This is a genomic window from Larsenimonas rhizosphaerae (assembly GCF_026240105.1).
GTDB lineage: Bacteria > Pseudomonadota > Gammaproteobacteria > Pseudomonadales > Halomonadaceae > Larsenimonas > Larsenimonas rhizosphaerae.
This window is the reverse complement of sequence record NZ_JAPIVE010000005.1, coordinates 49,501-75,259: the sequence shown is the minus strand read 5'-3', so window position 1 is coordinate 75,259 and position 25,759 is coordinate 49,501. Positions and strand designations below refer to the sequence as shown.

Sequence of the window (25,759 nt, the reverse complement as noted above, 5' to 3'; positions counted from 1 at the left end):
AGGCCTTCATGGCTCGTGGAATAAACAAGGTTATTTTGATCGGCAATCTGGGTCAGGATCCGGAAGTGCGCTTTACCCCGTCCGGTACCGCGGTCGCGAATCTTAACCTGGCAACGTCTGATACCTGGAATGATCGCCAGACCGGTCAGCGTCAGGAGCGTACCGAGTGGCACCGTGTCGTGCTGTTCAACAAACTGGCTGAAGTCGCCCAGCAGTACGTCAAGAAAGGCTCCAAGGTCTATATTGAAGGCCGCCTGCAAACACGCAAGTGGCAGGATCAGAATGGGCAGGATCGTTACAGCACTGAAATCGTGGCCAACGACATGCAGATGCTTGATGGTCGTGGAGGCCAGGGTGGCGATTACGATCAGGGGCAGGGTGGTGGGTATGGCCAGAACCAGCAGCCCGCTCGCCAGCAGCCGGCACCTCAGGGCAATTACGGTCAACAGGGGGGTGGCCAGGGCAACTATGGCCAGCAGGGCAATCAGCCTTCCGGTCAGCGAGCTCCGGCTCAGCCGGCACCGGCACAGAACAATGCTCCTCAGCCGGGCGGGTTTGACGATTTTGATGACGAGATCCCGTTCTGATGAACAGGGATATGCCGTAGTGAAAAGGCCATGCTTCCGGCATGGCCTTTTTGCATCAATGCGAGCAGCTTGTGCGGGGCCTGATGGCTAACGACAGTGCTGATGCAGCGGCGTATAGTAGGAGTTTTCATGTCCTGGGCGTATGACAGCCTTGTCGTTTGGAACCGTCAATAAAAGGGATTGTGTGAAATTTCTCGTTCTTGGAGCATCCCATTGCCTTAGCCGTGCGCTGGCCCGAGAGGGACGCAGGCGCGCCGATATTGTCGTTGAGACTCATGAAATCTCTGCGCTGCAGCAGAAGGGGTGGGTGTTTGAGCAGTGTGATGCCGTGATTGTTCCGCCGCTGTCTCATCCTGCCTCGGCTACACCGGCTGAGGTGGTGGCCCATGCTGCTCTGGTGGAAGAGGTACTGTCGCACTGCGTGGCACAGAACCTGCCGCTGGTCTGGTGCGTCAGTGATGAAATGTTCGAGGCCGGTAGCCCGACCCCCATCAGTGAAAGTCTGGTGCCGGATCCGATCGACAAGGGGCTCCGCCGTCTGGTTGAGGCTGGAATGCGGGTCCGTGAAGAGCTTCCCCATCATATCATCCTTCGTGTCGGCCCCCTGTTTGCGCTGGATGGCGAGCATGCCTGGTTACCGGATATTATTGCGACGCTGGCAGGCGGGAATGACGTGCGCGTGCCTGAAGATGTTGTCGTTGGCCCAGCGTCGGCAGAGTCACTGGCCATGGCCATGATTGGTATCCTGATGCAGCTCAAATACGGAGCAGATAGCTGGGGTAGTTATCATTTATCTGGTATCGAACCTGTCAGCCTGTATGCCTTCTGCGGTGTCGTACGTACGCAGCTGGTGACACTACTGGAAGGGCAGGGACTGCCGGCTGATTTTGGCGACGTGAAGCCTCTGAGTCATCATCACGATCAGCCACTCAGACGCGTGCTGAGCTGCCAGCGGCTGCTGGATACGTTCGGGATCCATCAGCGGCCCTGGCGTATCGAGCTGGAACGTCTGCTGATGCAGTGGTGCGAAACTCAAACTCAACAGGGTGTGTCTCAACCGTGATGTGGTGTCGAAGTCTTGTGTTCTACTGTGGCTATTTTCTGGCCATTCTTTTTTTTGGCGTAATAATGGCACCCATCGCGAGGCTGTTTCCCCTGCGAAAACGCTTTGCCGTGCTGAATACCTATAATTACGTGACGGTTCGATGGCTACGAATGACCTGTGGCGTACGCTTTCAGGTGGAGCATCAGGGAAGGCTGCCGGATGGGCCGTGTGTCCTTGTATCCAATCACCAAAGCGAGTGGGAAACCCTGTTTTTACAAACCATCAAGCATTCGATGTGTACTGTAATCAAGCGTGAGCTGCTGAACCTGCCTATTTTTGGCTGGGGGCTTCGGCTGTTGCAGCCTATACCGCTGGATCGTTCCAAGCCCTCAGTGGCGCTACGTGCCGTGCTTTCCGTTGGTGTGGAGCGATTAAAGAGCGGGATGTCAGTCCTTATCTTTCCTGAAGGGACGCGCGTCAATGCCGGCGAGCGAAAGCGTTTCAATAAAAGCGGCGCTGTGATTGCCTGTAATACAGGCGTTCCCGTGGTGCCTGTGGCACACAATGCTGGGGAGTGCTGGCCAGGAAAGACCTTTATCAAGAAGCCTGGCATGATTACCGTTGTGATCGGTGCGCCTATCGATACCTCGGGTCGTACCGCCAAGGAAATCATGGCGGAAGTGGAAGAATGGGTCGATGATCAGCTGGAGCGTATTTCTTCGGTGCCTTATACACCTCCGGGTTGAAGGTGCATGTCGTGTTCTGACACTAAAAAGCCGGTGCTGAAAAGCACCGGCTTTTTTTGGTCTACCGTAGACTTCAGGCGTCCTGATAACGATCAAAGATCAGGCATGCGTTGGTTCCACCAAATCCGAAGCTGTTTGACAGGACTCGGTTCAATGTTGTCTCACGGCATGTGCTGACAATATCAAAGCCTTGGGCATCAGGGTCCTGTTCATCCAGATTGGCAGACGCGCAGATGAAGTCATTCTGCATCATCAGCAGGGAGTAAATGGCTTCCTGTGCACCTGTGGCGCCAAGCGAGTGGCCCGTCAACGATTTGGTCGATGACAGCGGCGGCACGTCATCACCGAACAGGGCACGCAGGGCCTTGAGTTCGGACATGTCTCCAACCGGTGTAGAGGTACCATGGGTATTGATGTAATCAATTTTGGGGTGTTGGTCACCCAGCATGGCGATAGCCTGCTGCATGCAACGAACCGCTCCCTCACCCGATGGCGCTACCATGTCGTAGCCATCGGAGTTGGCACCGTAGCCCGTGAGCTCCGCGTAGATTTTTGCACCACGTGCCCGCGCATGCTCCAGTTCTTCAAGCACGAGCATGGCGCCACCACCGGCAATGACAAAGCCGTCGCGGGCCGTATCATAAGGGCGCGAAGCACGTTCAGGTGTGTCGTTGTAGCTGGTGGAGAGCGCACCCATGGCGTCAAAGAGACAGGACAGTGTCCAGTGCTCTTCTTCACCACCGCCGGCAAAGACTACATCCTGCTTGCCGAGCTGTATCTGCTCCATGGCGCTGCCGATGCAGTGTGCGGATGTGGAGCAGGCCGAAGAAATGGAGTAGTTGATACCCTTGATTTCAAACGGTGTTGCCAGGCAGGCGGAGACCGTGCTGCCCATGGTGCGGGTTACACGGTAGGGGCCGACACGCCGTAATCCCTTTTCACGCAGGATATCAGCGGCTTCCACCTGGTTGGCAGACGATGCGCCTCCCGAGCCGGCAATCAGCCCGGTACGCGGGTTGGACACCTGTTCCGGTGTCAGCCCGGCATCGTCTATGGCCTGCTGCATAGAGATGTAGGCATAGGCCGCCGCATCTCCCATAAAACGAAGTCGCTTTCGGTCGACGTGGGCATCTATATCAATGTCTACGGCGCCGGCCACATGGCTGCGCATGCCGCGCTCAGCGTACTCTTCACGATAGCGAATACCGGAGCGCCCGAGCTTGAGGGACTCCAGAACCTGATGCTGGTCATTGCCCAGGCAGGATACGATGCCCAGGCCGGTGACTACCACTCGTCGCATGGGAGCCTCCCGGTTAAAAATTCGAGGTAGAAGTGAACAGGCCGACACGTAAATCGTTGGCCTGGTAGATCGGGCGACCATCAACACTGACGGTACCATCGGCGATGCCAAGAATCAGGCGCCGCGTGATAACACGCTTGATGTTGATATGATAGGTCACCTTGTTTGCTTCAGGCAGAATCTGCCCTGAAAACTTGACCTCGCCACAGCCCAGAGCGCGTCCGCGCCCGGGGTTGCCAAGCCAGCCAAGATGAAAGCCTACCAGCTGCCACATGGCGTCCAGTCCCAGACAGCCGGGCATTACCGGGTCGCCAGGAAAGTGGCATTCAAAAAACCAGAGGTCCGGCCTGATGTCCAGCTCGGCAATCAGCTCGCCCTTGCCGTACTGTCCGCCTTCCTCGTGGATATGAGTGATGCGGTCAAGCATCAGCATGTTCGGCGCGGGAAGCTGGGCATTGCCAGGTCCGAAAAGTTCACCCTGGCTGCATTGCAGCAATTCATCGCGTGTAAAAGAGTGTTGCTTGGTCACTGACTCGTTCCGAGAATCGTAAGGATTGTGCTCTGTCTCTGGAGCGCGTCCTAGTCTACTTGACGAAGGCAGACGTTACTATGTGCCTGCCCGGCGTGAAACACTCCCTGCATTATCGCACACAATTACTCCCGGTTTCGACGCTCACGGTTAAGGTGAGCTTTATTTCAGGGACTTGAATGTCTCCAGCGCCCGTTCACGCGCAGCGCGATGATCCACGATGGTCTCTGGATAGTGGAGTTCGCGGCGCTGTGAGGCCGTAGGTTCATGGCGATGCTTTTCAGACAGGTTACTCAGGGCCGGCAGGTAATGGATGATGAATCGCCCGGCCGGATCGAACCGCTTTGATTGTGTGGTCGGATTGAAGATCCGGAAATAGGGGGAGGCATCGGTACCGGTTGACGCTGACCACTGCCATCCTCCGTTGTTTGCTCCCAGTTCACCATCCACCAGGTGCTCAAGGAAGAAAGCTTCCCCCCAGTGCCAGTCAATCAGCAGATGCTTGGTCAGGAACATGGCCGTTACCATGCGAAGACGGTTATGCATCCAGCCTGTCTGAACCAGTTGCTTCATCGCGGCATCCACCAGGGGATAGCCGGTATTGCCTTCACACCAGGCCTTGAAGTCCTTTTTGCTCTGGCGCCATTTGATGTTGCGTGTTTCGCTCTTGAAGGGCTCATGCCTGCTCACCTTCGGGAATCCGACCAGAACGTGCTGGTAAAAATCCCGCCATGCAAGCTCGCTGATCCAGCTGGTCAGGTTATTGTCCCCATCGCCTGCATGGCCGCCGTTTTTATGAATGGCCGCAGTAAGGCACTGGCGAGGCGAAATCATGCCCAGCGCCAGATAGGGGGACAGGGTGCTGGTAGCCTGATCGAAGGGAAAATCGCGACGGTCCTTGTAATGCCTGGCTCGTGAGCCAAGAAAACGCTCGAGGCGATCTTCCGCTTCCTCTGTGCCCGCCGGCCAGAGCGAATTGTCTACGGCGTCGGGGGTGTCCGGTGCCGGTACCTTGTCGCTGTCAATGGACTTCAGCGATTTCTGGCGAGAGGGCGCTTCGTGAATGTCGAGGGATTGCTGGTCGAGGGCTTTCAGCCACGCCTTGTAGAATGGGGTAAAGACCTTGTAATACTCATCGTTACCAGTCAGCAGGTCGCCCGGAGGAATAATAACGCCATCATCGTAGCGTTGAACGGTGCGCCCATCCTGCTTGAACAGTCGAACGGTTTCATCGTCCCGGTTACGCTCGTTAATGCCATAGTCATTATTGAAATGCAGCTGCTGACAGTCGAGTGACTGTGCCAGCTCGAGTACTGCTTCAGGGCATGCGCTGAACTGGTCGGGAGACAATACCTTGAGAGGGATATTCAACTGATCCAGATCATCTGCCAGCGCAGAAAATCCTCGGTACCAGAAGGAAAGCTTGTTATCCCCGTGGCCATGAGCCTTCCACTGTTTGCGGGTAAGGGTAATCACGGCGATGACCGGACCTTGGCGTGCAGCTTCTGCCAGCGCCGAATTATCATGAGTGCGCAGGTCGGTACGGAACCACACCAGTTGTCGAGCGGACATTCAACCTCCTTGTTGAGAGTGTCCGAAAATTCAGGTCTGGCCGGGTCAGTCGACGAGTTGTCTTACCGTACGCGCACCATGACCGGGGTTGTCGTCCAGTAATGTCAGTCCACCGAAGGAAAGCGCCTTTCGATGCAGCCGAGTGACCGGCCCGGACAGGCAGACGGGCACATGCATTGCTGCCGTCAGTTCCTTGAGACGGTCTACCATATCGGCCGGCTGCTGCTCGCCTCCCGTCAATATCACAACGTCGGCGCGGCAACGCTGAGTCAGGCCGATCAGCACGTTGTCTGTGGTGGCATTGTCAATCAATGACACATGGAAACCACTGGCACCCAGGTGCGTCGCCGCAAGAAGAAGGTGCAGGGAGTCCTTTTCTTCCGGCAGTCGAGCCAGAAGTAGCCTGGGGGTACTGACATCGAGATTACTGTAGTACAGGCGAAGTGCGAGCCGGGTGCGAAGAAATGACTCGAGAAACAACCGCGATACATCATCGTCACCCTGCTGCGATACATGATCAGCAACCGGCTTCCATACGTTTTCGAGTACGGTCAGTGTGGGGTAGCGGCCAAACAGATGTGTATACAGCTGATCGAGACCCTTTTCGTCAAACCGCTCGATCAGGGCGCAAGCATCTGTAACCTGGTCATGCCAGTCGATGCCGGCGGGGTTATCCGTTGCCGGTGTCACGGGGGGAGTGGGTTCAAGCTCTTCCTGAACGCCATCACCATCCAGCAGGTCACCTACCTGACTTACGGGCACACCGCGATTCAGCCATTGAACAATACGTTCTACTCGCTCTATATCATCTCGAGCATACAGGCGATGCCCCTTGGGAGTGCGTCGTGGCTGGATCAATCCATAGCGGCGCTCCCAGGCGCGTAACGTGACTGAATTGACGCCTGTCAATCGAGACACTTCACGAATGGGGTATAACGGCCCACCTGCCGAGGTAACGGGATTGTCGCTCATTGTTCCATGCCTCCTTTCACACAACGTTGCATCCTGGCGTCATAAGTAGCGATTCGTCGCCCTGGCTATATTACCTGGCCAGAGCGCTGTTTGCCCTGAACTTGAGGAGCTGTGTCATGCGCTATACCAGATAAAACAAGCGAAACTTATACGTGACAGATGAATATACAAATAGTGTACAAGATTAATCCACCTTTTGCCCACTAATTCCCTCTTCAACAATGCGGATCAGGGCATCGGTGAATGCCGGGTGTTGTCCAACCGGTGGCAGCAGGTTCAAGGCAAGTGTCGGGAAGCGTATTGAAAGTGCGTCGACCTGTCCGGGCACATCTTCTCTTAAATGTCGGCCTACCGCGAAAAACAGCGGCAGGATATCGATGTCCTGAGCGCCGCCCTGATGGAGCTCAGCGACGACATCTTCCAGCAGGGGATCACACAGCTCCATATACGCCATGCGCAGTTGCGCAGATGACCGGGTCTGAAGCCGTTTCTCGAGATCGCGGAACGGCTGCTGCCACTGCTCGTCTGGTGAGCCATGGGCCAGCAGAATGTATGCCTTAGTCATTGTGCAATTCCTTTCACGAAGAAGAGGTGAGGTAAGTGATGAGTTCGCTGGCGCATCGCTGGCCGGCCAGCCAGGCCGCCTCGACATTGTTTCCCGCACACCAGTCTCCGCACAGCGCCAGCGTATGACGTGCATTCCAGAGCGGGGATGTCCGTGAAAGAGAATGAGTGGCCTGTGCAAAACGCCATCGGTGGGCGTCAGCTGTCCTGAATGCCGGACGAGGCATCATGTTCATGTCGATAAAGGCAGCCTTCAGGCGGCAAGCGACGTCTTCCGGTGCCAGCTCCAGATGCTGCTGACTCCACTCCGGTGTAGCAATCAGTCGAAGGGTTGGAGCGCTCTCCCGGCCGGGCTTGCTTTCCTGTCTAGAGGCCCAGTACAGCGTCCCATTTTCGAAAAACAGGGCGTCCCAGGGAACATCCAGTGGAGCGTCGAGCCGGTAATGGGCATGCCAAGAGGGTGCAAGAGTGACGCTGTTACACTGCGACAACAATCCGGTTTCTTCGTCAGGCAACAGCGCTTGAGCCTGCGGCGCGGGAAGTGCCAGCACAACATGCCCAAAAGGGCCGTAGCGCTCGAGGCCTTCGCAGGTGAGCCAGTACTCGTCGGCAATCCTTTCGATGGATGTAATGCGCGTTGACAGGGTGATGTCGAGCCCGCCTGCCAGGTGACGTGTTAATGCGCTCATACGCGGGGTGGCTGCATAGCGCGGATGTTCTGCCGAATACGCAGTGAGTTGCCCATCGGCGCGGCGTGTCCAGGGCGAAACCGGCCATGGCGCAATCACACCTGCCTTGAGCCACTGCGCCACTCTGTCCTTGAAGGCATCGCTGCGTGCAGTGAAGCAGGGGGCACCCAGATCGATGGCGCCTTCGGAGTCGTGGCGTGATGCAAGACGCCCGCCGGGGCCGCGTGCCTTGTCAAACACCTGTACGCTGTGCCTGTCCGCAGCAAGGGTGGTGGCAGCACTCAGTCCCGAAAGCCCTGCACCGATGATCGCAATCCGGGGTGGAACCGGCATCATGACCCGTATCTCTGGTTGAATATCGGTTCAATGTATCAGTTTGGTACAGGTTTATTCCAGTCCGTACAAGAAAATATGACGGCAGGGGTCTACAGTGTCTGGCAATGGGACAACCCCTTTAAGCCCTTCGGGAGGCAGCATGAATATTTTGATTACCGGTGCAACCGGGTTTGTCGGTCAGGCACTGTGTCCGGCCTTGAAGGCACAGGGGCATTCTCTTTACGTGCTGTCGCGCACACCGGCATCTGTTGTCGAGCGTATTGGCGTAGAGGTTGAGGCGCATTCGGACGCGATGGCGTTCAGGGATACGCCGCTGGATGCCATCATCAACCTGGCGGGTGCCTCCATCGCCGGTGGGCCGTGGACCGCATCGCGCAAGCAGACCCTGGTCGACAGCCGGGTCAGTGTTACCGAGTCGCTTGAAGCCTTGTGCAAGGCGCGGGACACCTTGCCTCAGGTGCTGATATCAGGGTCGGCGATGGGCTATTACGGCAACCAGGGCGACACCGTGGTGACCGAGCAGACCCCTCCACATCAGGAGTTTGCCCATGAGCTGTGTGCCCGTTGGGAAGCGGCTGCACAGCGTATCGAGGCATTGGGAGTGAGAACGGCCATTATTCGGATCGGACTGGTTCTGGATCGGGATGGTGGGTCGCTGAAGCCGATGTTACCGGTTTATCGATGCGGACTGGGGGCAACGCTGGGCTCGGGGACGCAGTACATGCCCTGGATTCACCGAACGGATCTAGTCCGTATCATCATGCATTTGTTGAATGATGGGGCTTTGTCAGGCCCGGTCAACAGCAGTGCACCGCATCCGGTGACCAACCGTGAGTTCACCAAAACCCTGGCGCGAGTGCTGCATCGACCAGCGCCATGGCGCATACCGGCATTTGTGTTGAAAACCGCGATGGGTGAAATGTCTCGATTGTTGCTGACGGGTGCAAGAATGACACCGGCACGCCTTGAGCATACCGGATTTGCCTTTGAGTACCCGACGCTTGAAAAGGCCCTGCAGGCCATTGTGAACCGGGCCTGATGGCCCGGTTCGGTACTGCCTTATTGGTGGGCATCGACGGTCAGGATGACCCGAACCGCATCCAGTCTCAGGCGTGACTGAGTGATGGCGTCATCCAGTTGTGCCTTCTCGTCGCGAAGCAGTGAAAGCTCTGCTTCCGGCACGCTGCCATGCCGTGCTGCCAGCGCCGTCAGGCGGTCCAGTTCGGCGTCCATGGTGAGTGTCATTTCTTCATGGGCCTTGCGCACTACGCCTGACAGGGCCCGCTCGGCGACGGTATCTGCCTGATCCATCAATTCGCGCACCATCACATGGCGGTCCTTGATCAGGTTCCGGGCAATACCTTTCTTCACGTGCTGCAGATTCTTGGCCAGTCCACCGAACGACACGCTATTGGACAGGTCATTACCGGATTCATCCACCAGTACTCGCACGGTGGTCGGCGGGAGGAACCGGCCGACGTGAATACCGGATGGTGCCGGTGTTGATGTGCAGAACACTGCTTCCAGCATGACACGTCCACCCGGGATGCTGGGATGCTGTAACAGCCCGAGGGCTGTATTGCCCATGGCGCCGGTCGCCATGTGAGACAGCATTTCCTGAACCAGCGGGTGCTCCCAGGACAGACGCTGAATATCATCCCGGCTCAGGGCGGTCTCACGCGACAGGGTCATGGTGAAGCCTTCCTCGCCCCGAATCAGGCCAGGCAGCCCCTCGACCATGTGGCCACCGGGGTGAAGGTAGGTCAGTCCGCCATCCAGATCCCGTGTATCAACCCCGAAGATATCGAAGGCCTGATCCAGGTACTTCGGCAGGGTGGGGTCGTTGTCCAGTTCCTCGATCTGCGCGGCAATCTGTTCGGCATGGGCCGGGTTCTGCGAGCCCATCTCCAGCAGACGATTTCGTCCGGCCAGTCGCTCCTGGATGAGAACATCGAAGCGCTCGCGTGTTTCGCTGACCAGCGCTTGAATGTCATCGGCATCCAGCAGGCTGTCAGCCAGCCTGTCGCCGAACTCGTCAAACAGCGTACTGCCGATCCCATGGGGAAAACTGAACGCATCCATGCCATCGCGGTACCAGTTCAGCAGGCGAGCCATCGGGCTGTCCGGGAAGATGGGCAGATGGATATCGATCGGAAAGCGCTGACCGATGCGATCAAGCCGGCCGATGCGCTGTTCCAGCTGGTCCGGATGGGGCGGCAGATCGAACATGATCAGATGATGGCAGAACTGGAAGTTACGGCCTTCGGAGCCGATTTCCGAGCAGATCAGCAACGGGCTGCCTTCGCTGGCATCCTGTTCGGCAAAGGCAGCCGCGGCGCGGTCACGCTCGATCAGCGTCATGCCTTCATGAAATACCGGAACATGCAGGCCGGTCAGGACCTGAAGACCGGCAGACAGTTCACGGGCGGTATCTGCGAAATGGCAGATCAGCAGGGCCTTTTCGCCCGGATGCTGCTTCAGCCACTGTTTCAGCCATTCCACTCGGGTATCGGTTTTCCACCAGGGGGTGCCATCGCCATTCATCCGCTCGCGGTCGAGGGCTGTCTGGGTCTCTTCCAGATACAGCAGCACATCCGGATGATCGAGGCCGGTATCAATCAGCAGCTCATCAAGGTAGTCCTCATCCCTGTCCAGCTTTTTCAGCATCCGCTGATACGGGGCCGGCATGTCAAGCTCATGGACGTGAAGGCGACGTTCCGGAAATCCTTCAACATGGCGGCGGCTGTTGCGAAATACCACGCGGCCGGTGCCATGGCGGTCCAGTAGATGGCGACGCAGCGACTGGCGTAACCGGGTCTGGTCTTCCGGCGTGTCGGCGGCAGCCAGCTGATCAAGCAGGGACTGGCTATCGGCATCATCCAGAATGGCATCCAGCGTATCGCGCCGGCAGGCGTCTTCCGGCCAGGCATCGAGGGCCTCGACTGCTTCGGCGACGTGGGAATAACGTTGCTCTTCGGCCTGAAAGGTGTCCAGGTCCGGGTAGCGCTGCGGGTCCAGCAGTTTAAGACGTGCAAAGTGGCTGTCGGGTCCCATCTGTTCAGGGGTTGCCGTCAGCAGCAGAACACCGTGGCTGACGTTGGCCAGATGTTCGATGGTCTGGTAACCGGTGTCGCCGCCTTCCGGGGTCCAGGCCAGGTGGTGCGCCTCATCGACAATCAGCATGTCCCAGTGGCTGCCAGTGGCCTGCGCCTGCCGGTGAGGGTTGGCAAACAGCCACTGCTGGCTGGCCAGAATCAGCTGGCGGCTTTCGAACGGGTTCTGCGCTCGGTCGAGTTCGGCGCACTGTTGTTCGTCCAGCAGGGTAACGTCGATCGAGAAGCGGCGCAGCAGCTCGACCAGCCACTGGTGCGTCAGGCTCTCGGGCACCAGAATCAGGGCGCGCGACGCCCGGCCGGTCTGCAACAGACGATGAAGGATCAACCCAGCCTCGATGGTCTTGCCCAGACCCACTTCGTCAGCCAGCAGGACGCGCGGCAGGCGTCGACGTGAGACATCATCGGCAATGAAAAGCTGGTGGGGAACCAGATCAATCCGGGGGCCGGAAAGTCCCAGCGCGGGATGGCGTTGAAGGCGGTTCATGATCTGAAGGCTGCGATAGCGCAGGTTGAACCAGTCATTGCGGTCGATCTGACCAGTGAGCAGGCGGTCACGGGCCTGGTGGAACTGCATTCGGTCGCTGATTTTCGGCTCGGGCAGTTCTTTCAGTTCGCCTTGTTCATCAACGCCGATATAGGTAATCAGGCCACGCTGTTCCTTGGTGTCTTCTACAGTCAGTACCCAGCCTTCGCTGGATTCGACCCGGTCACCACTGCCGAATACCACCCGGGTCAGGGGCGCGTCCTTGGAGGAATAGGTGCGGGTTTCGTCACTGGCGTTGAACAGCACCGTGACGCTTCGAAAGTCGACATTCAGTATCGTGCCCAGACCAAGTTCGGCTTCGCCATCGCTGATATAGCGCTGGCCGGGAGAGAAATCGCTCATGCTGTTAATCGGGCCTCACATTTACAGGTTCATGCCGGCGGGCGCGGTATCTTACCTTAAAGCCCGGCAGGGCTTAACCCTTGATGCGTGCAGATGAACGTCCGAGGCCGCAGGCGCCCTGCAATGAGCTCGCTGAGGCCATCTCAGGACTGGTCGATCCCATCCTTCAGCAGTTCATCGAATGTGCAGGGCGTACCGCATTTATCCGGCGTATATCCGGCCAGGTGATCAACGGCGCTTAGAAACGAGTCAGAGCCCATGGCTTCCATCAACTGGCACAGGTTGTGCTGACGAAGCTGGCTCTCATGACAGACCAGCAGGTAGTGCTCCGTGGCCAGATTTATGAACTCGAGGCCGAACTGCGCGGCGGCAGCCTCGACGCCAAACCCCACATCGGCCATGCCGGCAGCCACATAAGCGGCGACGGCGGTGTGAGTGAACTCCTCCTGAGCAGCATTGGTGAGGTGCGCTTCATCGATGTGGTGTGCTTCCAGCAGCAGGTTGAACAGTACCCGGGTGCCGGAGTGTTCATCGCGGTTGATAAAGCGGAGCCCGGGCCGGGTAAGGTCCGCAAGGCCGTGAACCTGCTGTCGTGTCTCGGCACGCAGGATCAGGCCTTGGCGCCGAGTGACAAATCGAATGACGCGAAGGTTTTGACCGGCAAGCTGGTCGTGATAGGCGGCCATGACACGTGCCGCCAGTGGCGGCGAAGCCGGCAGGTGAAAGCTGGCAAGATCGCAGTCGCCCCGATTCAGGGCGCTGAGGGCTTCCAGCGGGTTGCAGTAACGCAGGTCCAGCTCGCCCGGCAGCTCCGCGAGCAGTGCGACGGCGTAGCCGTGACTGGCGTGCAGGCGCAGCACCGGATGGGCCCCTTCCAGCAGTTGCTGCAGCTGGTGGTTGAGTTCCGAAGCCATGCTGTCGAGTTGAGGCTCGAGTCGTGCCCTGAGGCGTTGTTCTGACCACAGCAGCTGTTCACCCAGCGGCGAGAGCCGCGTTCCGTACCCCTTGCGCATGGTTACCATGGGCATGCCAAAGAAAAGCTCACCCCGGGTAAGCAGGTTCCAGGCATGGCGGTAAGAGATTCCGGCCTTCTGCGCTGCACGCGTCAGCTTGCCGGTGTCGTGTACGCCATTGAGCAACGCAAAAATGACAGGATCCAGCAGGTCATTTTCCTCGTTTCTGAACAGCCAGGTCGGGGTGATATGCAACTTTGTCTTAAGCATTTTCATTCATATTTTTCGGGTTGCCCGGGTGTGCTAGTTTGGCCGTCACGTGACTTAAGCATAAAGCAATTAAGAACAATTATTCCTATACGACGTTCGAACACATGCTGCCGGTCGTCTGACCCCGTCCGACACGTTCGACTACTTGATGAGGCAACCAGGTCATGTCTACTACCAGCTCGCCAGCCGCCGGCGCCTGGACGCCGGCGCTGATCCAGGAAGTGATCGACGACCACAAGTCGATGCCCGGCGCCATGCTGCCCACCCTCCATGCGCTTCAGGATCGTTTCGGACATATTCCCGATGGTGCGGTGCCACTCATTGCCGAGACGCTGAGCTGCACCCGCGCCGATGTGCACGGGGTCATCAGCTTCTATCACCATTTTCGAACCCGGCCGGCCGGTCGAAGCGTTATTCATGTCTGTCGCGCCGAAGCCTGTCAGGCTGTCGGAAGCCGGCAGCTTGAAGCACATATCAAGGCGTCCCTGAAGGTGGATTACCATCAGACAACGCCGGATCATGAGTTCACGCTGGAGCCGGTTTACTGTCTTGGCAATTGCGCCTGTGGCCCCTCCATTCGCATCAATGACGATGTTCACGGGCGCGTTACGCCAGCCCGGTTTGATGAGCTGGCCGACGAGCTGACGACGACTGTCGTGGAGGTGAAATAATGGCAATAACCGTTTATGTACCCAGTGATACCACGGCACGTGCCCTTCAGGCTGACCGGGTCGCAGAGCACATCGCGCGTGCGGCAGCGTCGCGCTCCGTGGATGTTCGTATCGTGCGTAACGGCTCGCGCGGCCTGTTCTGGCTGGAGCCGCTGGTCGAGGTCGATACTCCGGACGGTCGGGCAGCCTTTGGCCCGGTAACGCCCGGCGCGGTAGACAGCCTTGTGGAGTCTGGACTGTTCGACGGGCGGCAGGATCATGAGCTGGCACTCGGACTGACCGAGGAAATCGCCTACCTCAAGCAGCAGCAGCGACTGACCTTTTCACGCATCGGCATCATTGACCCCCTCTCGCTTGAGGATTACACCTCACTGCGCGGCTTCCATGGTCTCAGGGCCGCACTGGCACGTGACGGTCAGTCCATTGTCGACGAAGTGAAGACCTCCGGGCTGCGTGGCCGCGGTGGGGCCGCCTTCCCGACCGGCATCAAGTGGCAGACCGTTCATGACGAAGCGCCCGGCCAGAAATATATTGTCTGCAATGCCGATGAAGGCGACTCGGGGACCTTTGCCGATCGTCTGGTGATGGAATGCGATCCGTATATGCTGATCGAGGGCATGACCATTGCCGGTCTCGCCGTGGGCGCGGACCAGGGCTATATCTATCTGCGTTCCGAGTACCCACTGGCGCATACCATCCTCAATGACGCCATTGCCCGTGCCTGCGAAGCCGGCTATCTGGGCGACAACCTGCTGGGCACCGACAAGGCCTTCCATCTGGAAGTTCGGCTGGGGGCCGGGGCCTATATCTGCGGCGAGGAAACCTCCCTGCTTGAAAGCCTGGAAGGACGTCGTGGTCTGGTGCGTGCCAAGCCGCCGCTGCCGGCCATCGAAGGTCTGTTTGGTCGTCCAACGGTCGTTAACAACGTGCTGTCGTTCGCTGCCGTGCCCTTTATTCTGGATCAGGGGGGGCAGGCCTACGCCGATTACGGCATGGGTCGTTCCCGTGGAACGCTGGCCATACAGCTGGCGGGCAATGTGAAACGTGGCGGGCTGGTCGAGCTGGCATTCGGCACCAGCCTGCTCTCGCTGATGGAGGATTTTGGGGGCGGTACGTTGAGTGGACGCCCGCTCAAGGCGGTCCAGGTCGGTGGCCCGCTCGGGGCCTACCTGCCGGAAAGTCAGTGGGATAATCCGCTGGACTACGAAGGCTTTGCCGCGTTTGGCGGGGTAGTGGGGCATGGTGGCGTTGTAATGTTTGACGACACGGTCGACATGGGCGATCAGGCCCGGTTTGCAATGGAGTTCTGCACGGTTGAATCCTGTGGCAAGTGTACGCCGTGCCGCATCGGGGCCGTACGCGGTGTAGAAGTCATCGATCGCATTCGTGCCGGTGAAAATGCCGACATGAATCTCACATTGCTCGGTGAGCTGTGTGAAACCATGGTCGATGGCTCGCTGTGTGCGATGGGCGGCATGACGCCGTTCCCGGTGCAGAGTGTAATGGAGCATTTCCCTGACGATTTGACACCGCGACACGCCCGGGTGGCGGGAGGCATACCATGCTGAACCATTTTGATCCCAAGCAGTACCTTGCAGGCCAGGTCAACAGCTACGACCCCACGTTATTTGATCGCGACCTGGGGACCCCGGGGAGCACCTCAACGACGGCGATCGGTCTGGTGATCGATGGCGTCGAGATCAGCGTGCCGGAAGGCACGTCGGTCATGCGCGCCGCCGCGCTGGCCGGAATCACGGTGCCCAAACTGTGTGCGACTGACAACATGGAGGCCTTCGGCTCCTGTCGCCTGTGTGCAGTGGAAATCGAAGGGCGTCGAGGCTACCCGGCCTCTTGTACGACCCCGGTCAGCGAAGGCATGTCGGTTACCACGCAGAACGGCAAGCTTGCCAAACTGCGCCGCAACATCATGGAGCTTTATATTTCCGATCACCCGCTGGACTGTCTGACCTGTCCCGCCAACGGTGATTGCGAGCTTCAGGACATGGCTGGTGCAGTTGGCCTGCGTGAAGTGCGCTACGGGTATGAAGGTGCCAATCACCTCGATGCCAAAATCGACGATTCCAACCCGTATTTCAGCTTCGACCCCAGCAAGTGCATCGTCTGTTCGCGCTGCGTGCGTGCCTGTGGCGAAGTGCAGGGCACATTCGCACTGACCATCGACGGTCGCGGGTTCGGTTCCATGGTGTCTGCCGGACAGAACGAGCCCTTCATGGACTCCGAGTGCGTGTCCTGCGGCGCCTGCGTGCAGGCCTGCCCGACATCCACGCTGATGGAAAAGAGCGTTATCGATGAGGGTGTGCCCGAGCACAGTGTGGTCACCACCTGCGCCTACTGTGGTGTCGGCTGTTCGTTTGAAGCCCAGATGAAGGGTGACAAGTTGATTCGCATGGTGCCGTACAAGGGCGGTGATGCCAATCACGGCCACTCCTGCGTCAAGGGGCGCTTCGCCTTCGGCTATGCCACCCACAAGGACCGTATCCGTGAGCCGATGATCCGCGACTCGATCGATCAGCCGTGGCGCGCGGTGTCCTGGGAGGAGGCGCTCTCGTTCTCGGCGAAGCGGCTGAAGGACATTCAGGAAAAATACGGACGTGACAGCGTGGGGGGTATTACCTCTTCACGCTGCACCAACGAAGAAACCTATCTGGTTCAGAAACTGATTCGCGCAGCGTTCGGCAACAACAATACCGACACCTGTGCCCGTGTCTGCCACTCGCCGACCGGTTATGGCCTCAAGACCACGCTGGGTGAGTCGGCAGGTACCCAGACGTTTGATTCCGTCATGAAGGCCGATACGATCCTGGTGATTGGTGCCAACCCAACGGATGCACACCCGGTGTTTGCCTCATTGATGAAGCGCCGCCTGCGTGAGGGTGCTGATCTGATCGTGGCCGACCCGCGCCGCATCGATCTTCTGAAAACGCCGCACGCCGAGAAAGGGTTGCATCTGGCCCTCAAGCCCGGCACCAACGTGGCACTGGTCAACGCGCTGGCGCACGTGGTGATTACCGAAGGACTTGAAGACGAAGCGTTCGTGGCCAGCCGCTGCGGCACCGAGGGCTATCAGAAGTGGCGCACGTTCATTCAGGAAGAGCGCCATGCGCCGGAAGCCTCCGAGTCTGAAACCGGGGTGCCTGCAGCGCTAGTGCGCACGGCTGCGCGCAAGTACGCCACGGCCGGCAATGGCGCCATCTATTACGGGCTGGGCGTGACCGAGCACAGTCAGGGCTCTACCACCGTCATGGCGATCGCAAACCTGGCGATGGCCACCGGCAACATCGGACGGGAAGGCGTCGGGGTTAACCCGTTGCGCGGTCAGAACAACGTGCAGGGGTCATGTGACATGGGCTCCTTCCCGCATGAGCTGCCAGGCTATCAGCATGTGGCCGATACCGAGGTGCGTCAGCGCTTCGAGCGGGTATGGAATACTACGCTGGATGACGAGCCGGGCCTGCGTATCCCCAACATGTTTGATGCCGCCGTAGCCGGTACCTTCAAGGCGTTGTATGTACAGGGTGAAGACATTGCCCAGTCGGATCCGAACACCCAGCACGTCGAAGCAGCGCTTTCCGCGCTGGATTGCCTGATCGTTCAGGATATCTTTCTGAACGAAACGGCCAAGTACGCCCACGTACTGTTGCCAGGTGCTACCTTCCTCGAGAAAAACGGCACCTTCACCAATGCGGAGCGTCGCATCAACCGCGTCCGGCGCGTCATGGCACCCGTGGCGGGCATGGAAGACTGGGAAGTGACGCAGGCGTTGTCCAATGCGCTCGGCTATCCCATGAACTACAGTCATCCGTCTGAAATCATGGACGAGATCGCGCAGCTGGCACCGACGTTTACCGGGGTGAATTACAGCAAGCTTGACACCCTGGGCAGCATTCAGTGGCCGTGCAACGATGATTATCCGATCGGCACGCCGACGATGCATGGCGTGGACTTTCCGATTGGCAAGGGAAATTTCGCCATTACCGAGTACGTGGCTACCGAGGAGCGTGTCAATCGACGTTATCCGCTGCTGCTGACGACCGGGCGGATTCTCAGCCAGTACAATGTTGGAGCGCAGACGCGCCGTACCGCCAATAGTGCCTGGCATAAGGAAGACGTACTGGAAATTCATCCGACGGATGCCGAAGACCGTGGCCTGAAGGATGGCGACTGGCTGGGTATTCGCAGTCGCGTAGGGCATACCGTACTACGCTGTCGTGTCAGCGACCGCATGGCTCCGGGGGTGGTGTATACCACGTTCCATCATCCGGGCAGCGGCGCCAACGTGATTACCACGGATAACTCGGACTGGGCTACCAACTGTCCCGAATACAAGGTGACGGCGGTTCAGGTCGAAAAGGTCACGCAGCCCTCTGACTGGCAGCAGCGGTTCCAGCAGTTCGATGAACAGCAGCAACGGTATCTGGATCATGCCGATGCGGGGGAGGTGGCGCTCAAGTGAGCGCCGTTTCACGGGCGATGTCACAGGAGGATACCTTGCATGAATGAAATGGATACGCTGGTCAGGATGGTGAATCAGATCAGCATCAACAATCGTCATCATGGCGAAGATGCACTCGCGGCCGAAGCGGTCGCGATGCACCTCAAGAAATTCTGGGCCCGCCGGATGAAGCAGCAGATCATCGACTATGCAGAGAACGATGGAGGCGCACTGGAGCCGGTTTCCCTGCTCGCGGTGGTGCGGCTCAGGAACATGTCTGATGAAGTAAGGGATTGGTCCGATACGTCCGATGCAGGCTGAACGACCCTGACTCATGATGAAACAAGGGCCACCCGGAGGTGGCCTTTTTCATTCCTGCATCGCCTGCCTTGCCGGCAGTGCGGGGCGAGGGACATGCCCTCAGGCGGCAGGCCCTGACAGCGCAAATTGTGCCGGCCAGTCGCGGTGGTTAAACACCTGGCCTTCAGCGCGAATGCGGGCGACCTCACGCAGGTCAATGCGTGCCAGAACCCATCCGGCTTCATCGTCAGTGCCTTCGGCCAGAATGCCGTTATCGGGAAAGCCATGATCCACGGGCGTGTAAACGCTGGCACGACCGGTATTGATATCCACGGCCTCTGACCAGGGGGCATGACCGATGGTCGGTGACTGCACCACATAACACTGCTGTTCAAGTGCTCGTGCCTGGCAGCCAATGCGCACCCGATGAAAGCCCGCTCTGGTGTCGGTGCAGCTTGGCACCAGCAGCAGCTCGGCGCCGGCGGCCACCTGTCGGCTCGCAATCATGGGAAATTCCGAGTCGTAGCAGATCTGTATGCCAATACGGCCGAGATCGGTATCGATGACCTCGATGCGCCTGCCGCTGCTGATACGCCACTGCTCGCTTTCAAAGCGGGTCATCATGAGCTTGTCCTGATGGCCCAGCCGGCCTTCAGGCCCGAACAGCGTGGCGCGGTTGACGATACGACCATCCTGCTCTGCGGTCGGGAAGGAGCTGGCCAGAATCAGCACATTATGGCGGCGTGCCAGACTATGGTGCAGTGCATGCCACTTCGCCAGCAGGGTCTGCATGGCCTGAAGCTGGTGGTGCAGATCACTGTACACAGCCTTGCCGAACACCGAGGCCAGTTCCATGCTCCCATACTCCGGAAATACCAGCAGGCTGGCGCCGCGTTGTGCGGCATCGGCAACCCAGCGTTCCAGCTTGTCGGCAAACTCATCCCAGTGTGTAAAGAAACCGATATCGTACTGGGCCGTTGCCAGCGTAAACGCACTCATGGCAGGGATTTCATCCAGAAGGTCATGGGTTTGAGGGTTTCCTGTGCCTCCCCGAGGTCCCTCCAGCTGAAATGCGTGGCAAGTTCGGGGTGTTTTTCATAGCCCCGATGATGCCAGAACTGATCCAGCGGCTGGTAGGTGGCAGGGCGTGTTGGGTGTGTCGCGGGACGCTCCACGGCGCAGAAGCATGAACGGGTCATGCCACCGATCTCGCGCGCGTGCGCTTCACGCTGCTGGAAAAACGCCACGCCCGCTCCCTGGCCGCGATATTCGGCAAGCAGTACGGATTCACCACAGTAAAATATATCGTCAATGCTGTAGCCTGCCTCATGAAAGGGCCGCTGAACGTCGGCCGTTTCATGACACAGTGGCAGCCCGGTTGACGCACCGACTACCCTGTCACCCTCAAGGGCCAGCACGATCACGCTGTGCGGCGCTTCAGTATAGGTTTGCAGATAGCGGGTTTCGTAGTCCGGGTCGCCTTCGTACAGGTAGGGGAAGTCACGAAATACCTGCATGCGTAACCGGGCCAGCTCCGGGATGAACGGGTGCAGCGCCTCGCCGGACAGGCGCCTGAAGGTCAGCCTGGTCATCATGCGGAGACCTGGGCAATCCAGTCTTCCAGGTTGTAGTAGTTGGTCACCCGCGCTACCTGGTCATCCCGAATCTCGAAGAAGGCACCTGCCGGCAGCCGGTAGGTCTGGCCGTGCGCCTCGGGCAGGCCGTCATCGGTCGCCAGGTACTGCCCCTCGACCGTGAATTCGACGGCCGCGCGGTCGCCTTTCTCGTTCGTGGTGATCGAAAGGTCCACGATGGTTTCCCGGTAATTGCGGTTCATCCGCTGCATGAATGCTGCAAAGGCCGGCTTGCCGATGTCGCGGCCACCTTGATTGATGTCGTGAATGACATCATCGGTCAGCAATGACAGGAAGGCGTCCATGTCTCCGGCATTGAAGGCGTCGTAGTAACGTTGCAGCAGCTGAGTAGTGGCCTGATGCATGGGAAAACTCTCCTGAAGTGCGCGAACCAAAATGTCGATAGTAGACAGTCCGGGTGGTGGGGCGAAAGCAGGGCGGGGCCTTGTTGGCAAAATCGAGCATGAGGTTGTCGCAACTGGCACCGACGGGCCTGATGTGTCGCCTTGCTTGCTGGTAGCATACGGGATTCACACGATGTGTCCGTATCGGGCCGTCCTTGTCATCATCAGGGGAGCATCCGCGTGCAGGACCGGCTTCGCAGTATTGCCATCGCCTCTCAGGCGGTCGGCTTTGTATTGATTATTGCCTTTGATACCTGGTTGCCTGAAGGCATGGTACGTCCCGCGCAGGGGATCACGCTGGCGCTGATGCTTTCAGCGGCGCTGGGCGTGGCGCTGGCTCGGCGGTATCAGCGCAACCGTCGGCTGAAGAAACGTGCCGATTCCTCCAGGCCCTGATGCAGGCCATGCAGGAGGAGCGCCAGAGCGCTCCTTCTGGCAGGTCTCATGGTGCCAGAATGTCAGCCAGAGCCTCGGCCTGTGCACCCATCACGATATGCATGACATGAGGTGTCGTGTGATGAATCCCCCGAGCGCCCAGCGTACGCAGGGCGGCCTCATCGATGGCCTCGGGCCGACGGGTTTCGATGCGCAGGCGCGTGGTGGCAACCGACGTCAGCCTGGTTATGTTATCCACACCCCCCAGTGCAGCCATCCAGCCTTCGCGGTCCACTGTGTCTGATGTAACCGTACGGCCAGCCGTTGCCTGGCGAGGGTGGCTATCCACCGGTGCGGGTTCCGGCAACGGCATGGCGCTGCGGGCGCCCGGCAGTGCCGTTCGAATGTCGTCCGACACCTGATCCGCGACAGGGCCCAGAATGACCTGCAGGCCGTTGCCCTGCAGCTTGAGCATGCCGCGAGCCCCCAGCGCTTTAAGGGCCGTCTCGTCGATGGCGTCATGATCGACCATGACCAGCCTCAGTCGTGTCGTACATGCACCTACGCGGATGATGTTATCGGCTCCGCCGAGCGCGCTAACGAAGGCATCACCACGTGCCTGCGTGGGGGCCGGTTCCTCGGCTGTGGACGTGGTGGCTGCCTCCGGCTCCCTGCCAGGGGTGGGCAGATTGAAACGTGTGATTGCCCATTTGAAAATGGCGTAATACAGCGCGAAATACACAAGCCCCACTGGAATCAACAGCCAGCCTCGGGTCGACAGGCCATAGGACAGCGCATAGTCGAACGCCCCGGCCGAAAAGGTGAAGCCCAGCTTGACGCCAAGGGCATGCATGACGGCCATCGAGATACCTGTCATTACGGCATGCACGCCATACAGTACCGGGGCCAGAAACATGAAGGTGAATTCGATCGGCTCGGTGACGCCGGTCAGAAAGGCGGTCAGCGCCAGTGACAGCAACAGTCCGCCCACCCGGGCACGGGCCGCCCGGGGCGCAGCGTGGTACATGGCCAGCGCCGCCGCCGGCAGACCGAACATCATTACCGGGAAAAAACCGGTCATGAAGCTGCCTGCCGTTGGGTCCCCGGCAAAGAACCGGTTCAGATCACCGGTCACGCCGTCGTAGCTGCCGAAAACGAACCAGACCAGGCTGTTCAGCACGTGATGCAGTCCGGTAACGATCAGGAGGCGGTTCAGTACGCCGTAGACAAAGAGTCCTGCCTCGCCGCCGTCGATCAGCCACTGCCCCAGTTGATCAATGCCGTACTGGATGGGAGGCCAGGCATAGCCGAACCCGACGCCCAGCAAGACCCCTGCCAGCCCGGTCGCGATGGGGATAAAGCGTCGGCCACCGAAAAAGGCCAGATAATCCGGCAGCGTGATGGTGCGATAGCGGTTGTACAACAGCCCTGCCACGCTCCCCATGATGATGCCGGACAGCACGCCCATGTTGATGTCGGGATCAAGGGTATTCAGTACGGCGTTCAGTACCAGATAGCCGATGGTGCCGGCCAGTCCGGCGGCGCCGTTACTGTCCTCGGCCAGCCCCACGGCTACCCCGATGGCAAAGATCAGCGCCAGCTGGCTGAAGATGGCATTACCGGCATTGGCAATGAAGGCGATATCCAGCAGGTCCGGCTGGCCAAGGCGCAGCAGCAGACCCGCGACCGGCAGAACGGCGATGGGCAGCATCAGTGAGCGGCCCAGCAGTTGAAGTCCGCCCATGATGCGGGAACCAGGTGTGGTGCTCATTCGAGGGCCTCCCGGGAAGATGTTGTTTTTGTCGTTGCCAGATGCGCTGAAACGGTCTGTCGGATCGCCTCGGCGCTGTCCATGGTCAGCAGGTCAGGCAGCAGGGCTGCAAGACCGGAAACGTTCAGTTGCCGCAGGCCATCCTTGATGGTGCCGATACGCGCAGGTTCGACCGACAGCTCGTCGATGCCAAGCGCTACCAGCACCGCCGCGGCCAGCGGGTCACTGGCGGATGCGCCACAGACCCCCACCGGGCAGTTGCCATGGGCTCCTTCAATACACAGCTTGATCAATCGAAGTACCGCCGGGTGCAGTACATCCATACGCGCTGCCAGAGCGGGAGACTCCCTGTCCATTGCCAGGGTGTACTGAGCAAGATCGTTCGTACCGATTGACAGAAAGTCCGCGGCTCTGGCCAGACCCGGGCTCAGTGCGGCAGAGGGCACTTCGATCATGGCGCCCAGCTCCGGCAGTGCATCAATCTCCAGTGCTCCTGCCCGTTCAGCCAGCCGTGTCTTGATGGTCATGAATTCGGCCACATCGCTGATCATCGGCACCATGATACGCAGGGCCGGTGGCCCGTGTGGCGGTCGGGTGTCTCGTGCGGCCAGCAGCAGGGCGTCAAGCTGCTGATCGAGCAGTTCGGGCTCATGCGCCCATAGCCGTACCCCACGGATGCCCAGCGCCGGGTTGGGCGTCTCGGGCAGCGTCAGGTAGGGCAACTGTTTGTCTGCTCCGATATCCAGAGTACGAATGATGACCGGAGCACCTTCCATTGCCTGCACCACCGTGGTGTAGACCGTCTGCTGCTCCGGGGCGCTCGGTGCTGCATCGCGCTCCAGAAACAGCAGCTCGCTGCGAAACAGGCCAATGCCGTCGGCGCCATGGGCGGCCGCCAGCGCCGCTTCTTCGGCAGAGCCGATATTGGCTGCCACCTGAACGGTGTGACCATCTCGGGTGGTGGCGGGCTGGTGGGCATGCCGAGCGATGCGTTCCCGCGCATCCTGTTGTGCGCTCAGTTGCCGCTCCAGCGCTTCCAGGCGTTCCGGTGTCGGGGTGCTTTCAAGTATTCCTGCCTCCGCATCGAGACAGGCGCGCTCCCCCCTGGCCTGTAACAGTGCTTCTCCACAGGCCACGATGCAGGGCAGCCCCCTGGCCCGCGCCATGATGGACACATGCGATGTTGTCCCGCCGGCGGCCAGACACAGCCCGCCAAGACTCTGGGCGATGGCGGCAAAGGCTGATGGCGTCATGTCGTGACTGATTAAAATAGCCCCTGGTGGCAGCGGGGCCTGAGAAGGGGCCGAGGTGGCGAAATGCTGCATGACCTGCTGCTGCAGGTCGCGAAGATCGTTCACGCGGCCGGCCAGCAACGGGTTGAGGCTCGCGGCCAGCGTGGCGGCCTCGGCATCAAGTGCGCGGCGCCACGCCTCGCCGCCGCCAAAGCCATCGTCAATATGCCTGTGGGCAGCTGCGAGCAGTGTCGGGTCGTCAAGCCATGCACGGTGCGCCTCGAAGACATCGGCTTCTTCCTGGCGTCCGGCCTGACTGGCCGTGGTCATGGCTCGGGCCAGTGAATCCCGGGCCTGACGAATGGCCTTGTCCAGTGCCGCACGTTCCCTGTCCGGCGTGTCGCCCCGCTCGGGAACATTCGGCAGGGCAGGGCTCAGGGTGACCAGCGGGCCGATGATGAGCCCTGGGCTGGCGGGCAGGCCGGTGTACTGTCCGGCGGCTGGCGTATCGGCTGACACTGCGTGGTCTGCTTCGGCCGGTGCTTCCTGCTCGAGGGTAGTATCAGGCTGGCCCAGGAGATGGACGGCGGCGTCCAGTGCCGTACTGGCCTGATAGCCTGCTGCGGTCAATGTGACATCCGTGCCGCACAGGATTCCCATGTTCAACAGACCGCTCAGGCTGGCGCTGTCGATCGGTGGATGATCGTCGGTGGCCAGTGTCAGTGTGACCTGGTGCTGACTGGCAATGCGCCGTAGTCGCGCGGCGGGGCGAGCATGCAGGCCATGTTCCAGCGCGACGGTGACGGTGCGGGTGCTGGTCTGCCCCGGCGTGGAGGAGGGCGCGGCCCCCGGCGGCGCCTCTTCACTCAGTACCAGCCGAAACAGCGGCTCGCCCTGTCGAACGATATCGCCAGGGGCGGGTAGCAGCTCAAGGGCCCAACCCACCGGGGCGGTCAGAATCATGGGGGTGATCAATGCTCGTGCATGGCGCGCCAGATAGTCGACGTCAAACCGGCAGAGCGGGTCGCCAGTGTGAACTTCGTCATCGTGACTGATCAGTAGCTCGATGCCTTCGCCGTTCAACTCGACCGTATCCAGCCCCAGATGCAATAGCCATTCACAGTCCTGTTCATCGCGCAGGGTAATCGCGTGGCGCGTGCGGGCACATTGAATGATGCGGCCATGGCAGGGCGCATGAAGCGTATCGCCCAGCGGGTCGAGCGCCACGCCAGGGCCGAGGGTGCCTTCGGCAAAGACCGGATCAGGCACTTCCTGCAGCGGGATCACCACGCCATCAATAGGCGCGACAAGTTCAAAAAAGGCAGGCATGGACATGTCCTCGTTATTGTTGTTG

Annotated in this window: 22 protein-coding genes; 9 read left to right on the top strand and 13 right to left on the bottom strand. The window is 59.6% G+C overall.

The genetic code is table 11. The annotated features are described in order from the left end of the window. Positions 1–8: 8 nt before the first annotated feature. The 3 genes from ssb (at position 9) to OQ287_RS14845 (ending at position 2,378) form a co-directional block, all read left to right on the top strand. On the top strand, positions 9–587 hold the full coding sequence (gene ssb, locus OQ287_RS14855; protein WP_250939700.1) for a single-stranded DNA-binding protein: 579 nt from the start codon (positions 9–11) through the stop codon (positions 585–587). Between the two features lie 184 nt (positions 588–771). Beyond that, a complete protein-coding gene (locus tag OQ287_RS14850) occupies positions 772–1,650 on the top strand; it encodes a sugar nucleotide-binding protein (RefSeq protein ID WP_265896958.1) in 879 nt (292 codons plus the stop codon). Positions 1,651–1,715: 65 nt separating this feature from the next. Then, positions 1,716–2,378: a lysophospholipid acyltransferase family protein gene (locus tag OQ287_RS14845; protein ID WP_265896957.1), complete on the top strand. Its 663-nt coding sequence runs from the start codon at positions 1,716–1,718 to the stop codon at positions 2,376–2,378. Between the two features lie 73 nt (positions 2,379–2,451). Here the strand turns inward: OQ287_RS14845 and fabB are convergent, their stop codons facing one another. The 6 genes from fabB to OQ287_RS14815 form a co-directional block, all read right to left on the bottom strand. Further along, on the bottom strand, positions 2,452–3,678 hold the full coding sequence (gene fabB / locus OQ287_RS14840; RefSeq protein ID WP_250939704.1) for a beta-ketoacyl-ACP synthase I: 1,227 nt from the start codon (positions 3,676–3,678) through the stop codon (positions 2,452–2,454). 13 nt (positions 3,679–3,691) lie between these two features. After that, positions 3,692–4,207, bottom strand: coding sequence for a 3-hydroxyacyl-[acyl-carrier-protein] dehydratase FabA (gene fabA / locus OQ287_RS14835; RefSeq protein WP_265896956.1), 516 nt, complete (start codon positions 4,205–4,207; stop codon positions 3,692–3,694). A 162-nt stretch (positions 4,208–4,369) separates the two neighbouring features. Further along, on the bottom strand, positions 4,370–5,779 hold the full coding sequence (gene phrB, locus OQ287_RS14830; RefSeq protein ID WP_265896954.1) for a deoxyribodipyrimidine photo-lyase: 1,410 nt from the start codon (positions 5,777–5,779) through the stop codon (positions 4,370–4,372). A 45-nt stretch (positions 5,780–5,824) separates the two neighbouring features. Further along, complete coding sequence (locus OQ287_RS14825; RefSeq protein ID WP_265896952.1) at positions 5,825–6,751, bottom strand: MerR family transcriptional regulator; 927 nt, start codon at positions 6,749–6,751, stop codon at positions 5,825–5,827. Between the two features lie 184 nt (positions 6,752–6,935). Further along, complete coding sequence (locus OQ287_RS14820) at positions 6,936–7,316, bottom strand: sirohydrochlorin chelatase (RefSeq protein WP_250939712.1); 381 nt, start codon at positions 7,314–7,316, stop codon at positions 6,936–6,938. A 13-nt stretch (positions 7,317–7,329) separates the two neighbouring features. Next, a complete protein-coding gene (locus OQ287_RS14815; RefSeq protein WP_250939714.1) occupies positions 7,330–8,340 on the bottom strand; it encodes an NAD(P)/FAD-dependent oxidoreductase in 1,011 nt (336 codons plus the stop codon). Positions 8,341–8,479: 139 nt separating this feature from the next. Between OQ287_RS14815 and OQ287_RS14810 the strand changes: the two genes are divergently transcribed. Beyond that, positions 8,480–9,379 (top strand): TIGR01777 family oxidoreductase, encoded by a 900-nt coding sequence (locus OQ287_RS14810; RefSeq protein WP_250939716.1) that lies wholly within the window; start codon positions 8,480–8,482, stop codon positions 9,377–9,379. A gap of 20 nt (positions 9,380–9,399) precedes the next feature. Here OQ287_RS14810 and rapA read toward each other — a convergent pair whose 3' ends face one another. Next, the gene (rapA, locus tag OQ287_RS14805) at positions 9,400–12,342 is read right to left on the bottom strand and encodes an RNA polymerase-associated protein RapA (protein ID WP_265896951.1); all 2,943 of its coding nucleotides are present in this window, start codon (positions 12,340–12,342) and stop codon (positions 9,400–9,402) included. 143 nt (positions 12,343–12,485) lie between these two features. Beyond that, a complete protein-coding gene (locus OQ287_RS14800) occupies positions 12,486–13,565 on the bottom strand; it encodes a substrate-binding domain-containing protein (protein ID WP_265896950.1) in 1,080 nt (359 codons plus the stop codon). A 164-nt stretch (positions 13,566–13,729) separates the two neighbouring features. Between OQ287_RS14800 and OQ287_RS14795 the strand changes: the two genes are divergently transcribed. The 4 genes from OQ287_RS14795 to OQ287_RS14780 are packed head-to-tail and all read left to right on the top strand — an operon-like array spanning position 13,730 to position 19,010. Further along, positions 13,730–14,236, top strand: coding sequence for a formate dehydrogenase subunit gamma (locus OQ287_RS14795; protein ID WP_250939722.1), 507 nt, complete (start codon positions 13,730–13,732; stop codon positions 14,234–14,236). After that, positions 14,236–15,804 (top strand): formate dehydrogenase beta subunit, encoded by a 1,569-nt coding sequence (locus OQ287_RS14790; RefSeq protein ID WP_265896948.1) that lies wholly within the window; start codon positions 14,236–14,238, stop codon positions 15,802–15,804. Before OQ287_RS14795 ends, OQ287_RS14790 begins: the two co-directional genes overlap by 1 nt. Next, complete coding sequence (gene fdhF / locus OQ287_RS14785) at positions 15,798–18,710, top strand: formate dehydrogenase subunit alpha (RefSeq protein ID WP_265896946.1); 2,913 nt, start codon at positions 15,798–15,800, stop codon at positions 18,708–18,710. Before OQ287_RS14790 ends, fdhF begins: the two co-directional genes overlap by 7 nt. 39 nt (positions 18,711–18,749) lie before the next feature. Next, a complete protein-coding gene (locus tag OQ287_RS14780) occupies positions 18,750–19,010 on the top strand; it encodes a formate dehydrogenase subunit delta (RefSeq protein ID WP_265896944.1) in 261 nt (86 codons plus the stop codon). Positions 19,011–19,109: 99 nt separating this feature from the next. On the opposite strand, the gene OQ287_RS14775 is transcribed toward OQ287_RS14780, so the two are convergent. From OQ287_RS14775 to OQ287_RS14765, 3 genes are read right to left on the bottom strand one after another with little or no spacing between them, the layout of a single operon-like run. Further along, on the bottom strand, positions 19,110–19,988 hold the full coding sequence (locus OQ287_RS14775; protein ID WP_265896943.1) for a carbon-nitrogen hydrolase family protein: 879 nt from the start codon (positions 19,986–19,988) through the stop codon (positions 19,110–19,112). After that, the gene (locus OQ287_RS14770; RefSeq protein WP_265896942.1) at positions 19,985–20,584 is read right to left on the bottom strand and encodes a GNAT family N-acetyltransferase; all 600 of its coding nucleotides are present in this window, start codon (positions 20,582–20,584) and stop codon (positions 19,985–19,987) included. The genes OQ287_RS14775 and OQ287_RS14770 overlap by 4 nt, the downstream gene beginning before the upstream one ends. Next, positions 20,581–20,988, bottom strand: coding sequence for a ketosteroid isomerase-related protein (locus tag OQ287_RS14765; RefSeq protein WP_265896941.1), 408 nt, complete (start codon positions 20,986–20,988; stop codon positions 20,581–20,583). Before OQ287_RS14765 ends, OQ287_RS14770 begins: the two co-directional genes overlap by 4 nt. A 219-nt stretch (positions 20,989–21,207) precedes the next feature. Here OQ287_RS14765 and OQ287_RS14760 point away from each other — a divergent pair, with 219 nt between their 5' ends. Further along, positions 21,208–21,423, top strand: coding sequence for a hypothetical protein (locus OQ287_RS14760; RefSeq protein ID WP_250939736.1), 216 nt, complete (start codon positions 21,208–21,210; stop codon positions 21,421–21,423). Positions 21,424–21,469: 46 nt separating this feature from the next. Here the strand turns inward: OQ287_RS14760 and nagE are convergent, their stop codons facing one another. After that, positions 21,470–23,173 carry an N-acetylglucosamine-specific PTS transporter subunit IIBC gene (gene nagE / locus OQ287_RS14755; RefSeq protein ID WP_265896940.1) on the bottom strand — a complete coding sequence of 568 codons (1,704 nt, stop codon included), beginning with the start codon at positions 23,171–23,173 and terminating at the stop codon, positions 21,470–21,472. Beyond that, entirely contained in the window at positions 23,170–25,734 is a 2,565-nt protein-coding gene (gene ptsP, locus OQ287_RS14750) for a phosphoenolpyruvate--protein phosphotransferase (protein WP_265896939.1), read from the bottom strand. Before ptsP ends, nagE begins: the two co-directional genes overlap by 4 nt. Positions 25,735–25,759 lie beyond the last annotated feature (25 nt).

Excerpts from the sequence above, each read along its gene's own strand:
- OQ287_RS14845 (WP_265896957.1), top strand. The coding sequence starts at position 1,716 with ATGGCACCCATCGCGAGGCTGTTTCCCCTGCGAAAACGCTTTGCCGTG.
- fabB (WP_250939704.1), bottom strand. The coding sequence starts at position 3,678 with ATGCGACGAGTGGTAGTCACCGGCCTGGGCATCGTATCCTGCCTGGGC.
- phrB (WP_265896954.1), bottom strand. The coding sequence starts at position 5,779 with ATGTCCGCTCGACAACTGGTGTGGTTCCGTACCGACCTGCGCACTCAT.
- rapA (WP_265896951.1), bottom strand. The coding sequence starts at position 12,342 with ATGAGCGATTTCTCTCCCGGCCAGCGCTATATCAGCGATGGCGAAGCC.
- ssb (WP_250939700.1), top strand. The coding sequence starts at position 9 with ATGGCTCGTGGAATAAACAAGGTTATTTTGATCGGCAATCTGGGTCAG.
- OQ287_RS14825 (WP_265896952.1), bottom strand. The coding sequence starts at position 6,751 with ATGAGCGACAATCCCGTTACCTCGGCAGGTGGGCCGTTATACCCCATT.
- OQ287_RS14790 (WP_265896948.1), top strand. The coding sequence starts at position 14,236 with ATGGCAATAACCGTTTATGTACCCAGTGATACCACGGCACGTGCCCTT.
- OQ287_RS14775 (WP_265896943.1), bottom strand. The coding sequence starts at position 19,988 with ATGAGTGCGTTTACGCTGGCAACGGCCCAGTACGATATCGGTTTCTTT.
- OQ287_RS14815 (WP_250939714.1), bottom strand. The coding sequence starts at position 8,340 with ATGATGCCGGTTCCACCCCGGATTGCGATCATCGGTGCAGGGCTTTCG.
- OQ287_RS14780 (WP_265896944.1), top strand. The coding sequence starts at position 18,750 with ATGAATGAAATGGATACGCTGGTCAGGATGGTGAATCAGATCAGCATC.
- fdhF (WP_265896946.1), top strand. The coding sequence starts at position 15,798 with ATGCTGAACCATTTTGATCCCAAGCAGTACCTTGCAGGCCAGGTCAAC.
- nagE (WP_265896940.1), bottom strand. The coding sequence starts at position 23,173 with ATGAGCACCACACCTGGTTCCCGCATCATGGGCGGACTTCAACTGCTG.
- OQ287_RS14795 (WP_250939722.1), top strand. The coding sequence starts at position 13,730 with ATGTCTACTACCAGCTCGCCAGCCGCCGGCGCCTGGACGCCGGCGCTG.
- OQ287_RS14770 (WP_265896942.1), bottom strand. The coding sequence starts at position 20,584 with ATGATGACCAGGCTGACCTTCAGGCGCCTGTCCGGCGAGGCGCTGCAC.
- OQ287_RS14765 (WP_265896941.1), bottom strand. The coding sequence starts at position 20,988 with ATGCATCAGGCCACTACTCAGCTGCTGCAACGTTACTACGACGCCTTC.
- OQ287_RS14800 (WP_265896950.1), bottom strand. The coding sequence starts at position 13,565 with ATGCTTAAGACAAAGTTGCATATCACCCCGACCTGGCTGTTCAGAAAC.
- ptsP (WP_265896939.1), bottom strand. The coding sequence starts at position 25,734 with ATGCCTGCCTTTTTTGAACTTGTCGCGCCTATTGATGGCGTGGTGATC.
- OQ287_RS14820 (WP_250939712.1), bottom strand. The coding sequence starts at position 7,316 with ATGACTAAGGCATACATTCTGCTGGCCCATGGCTCACCAGACGAGCAG.
- OQ287_RS14810 (WP_250939716.1), top strand. The coding sequence starts at position 8,480 with ATGAATATTTTGATTACCGGTGCAACCGGGTTTGTCGGTCAGGCACTG.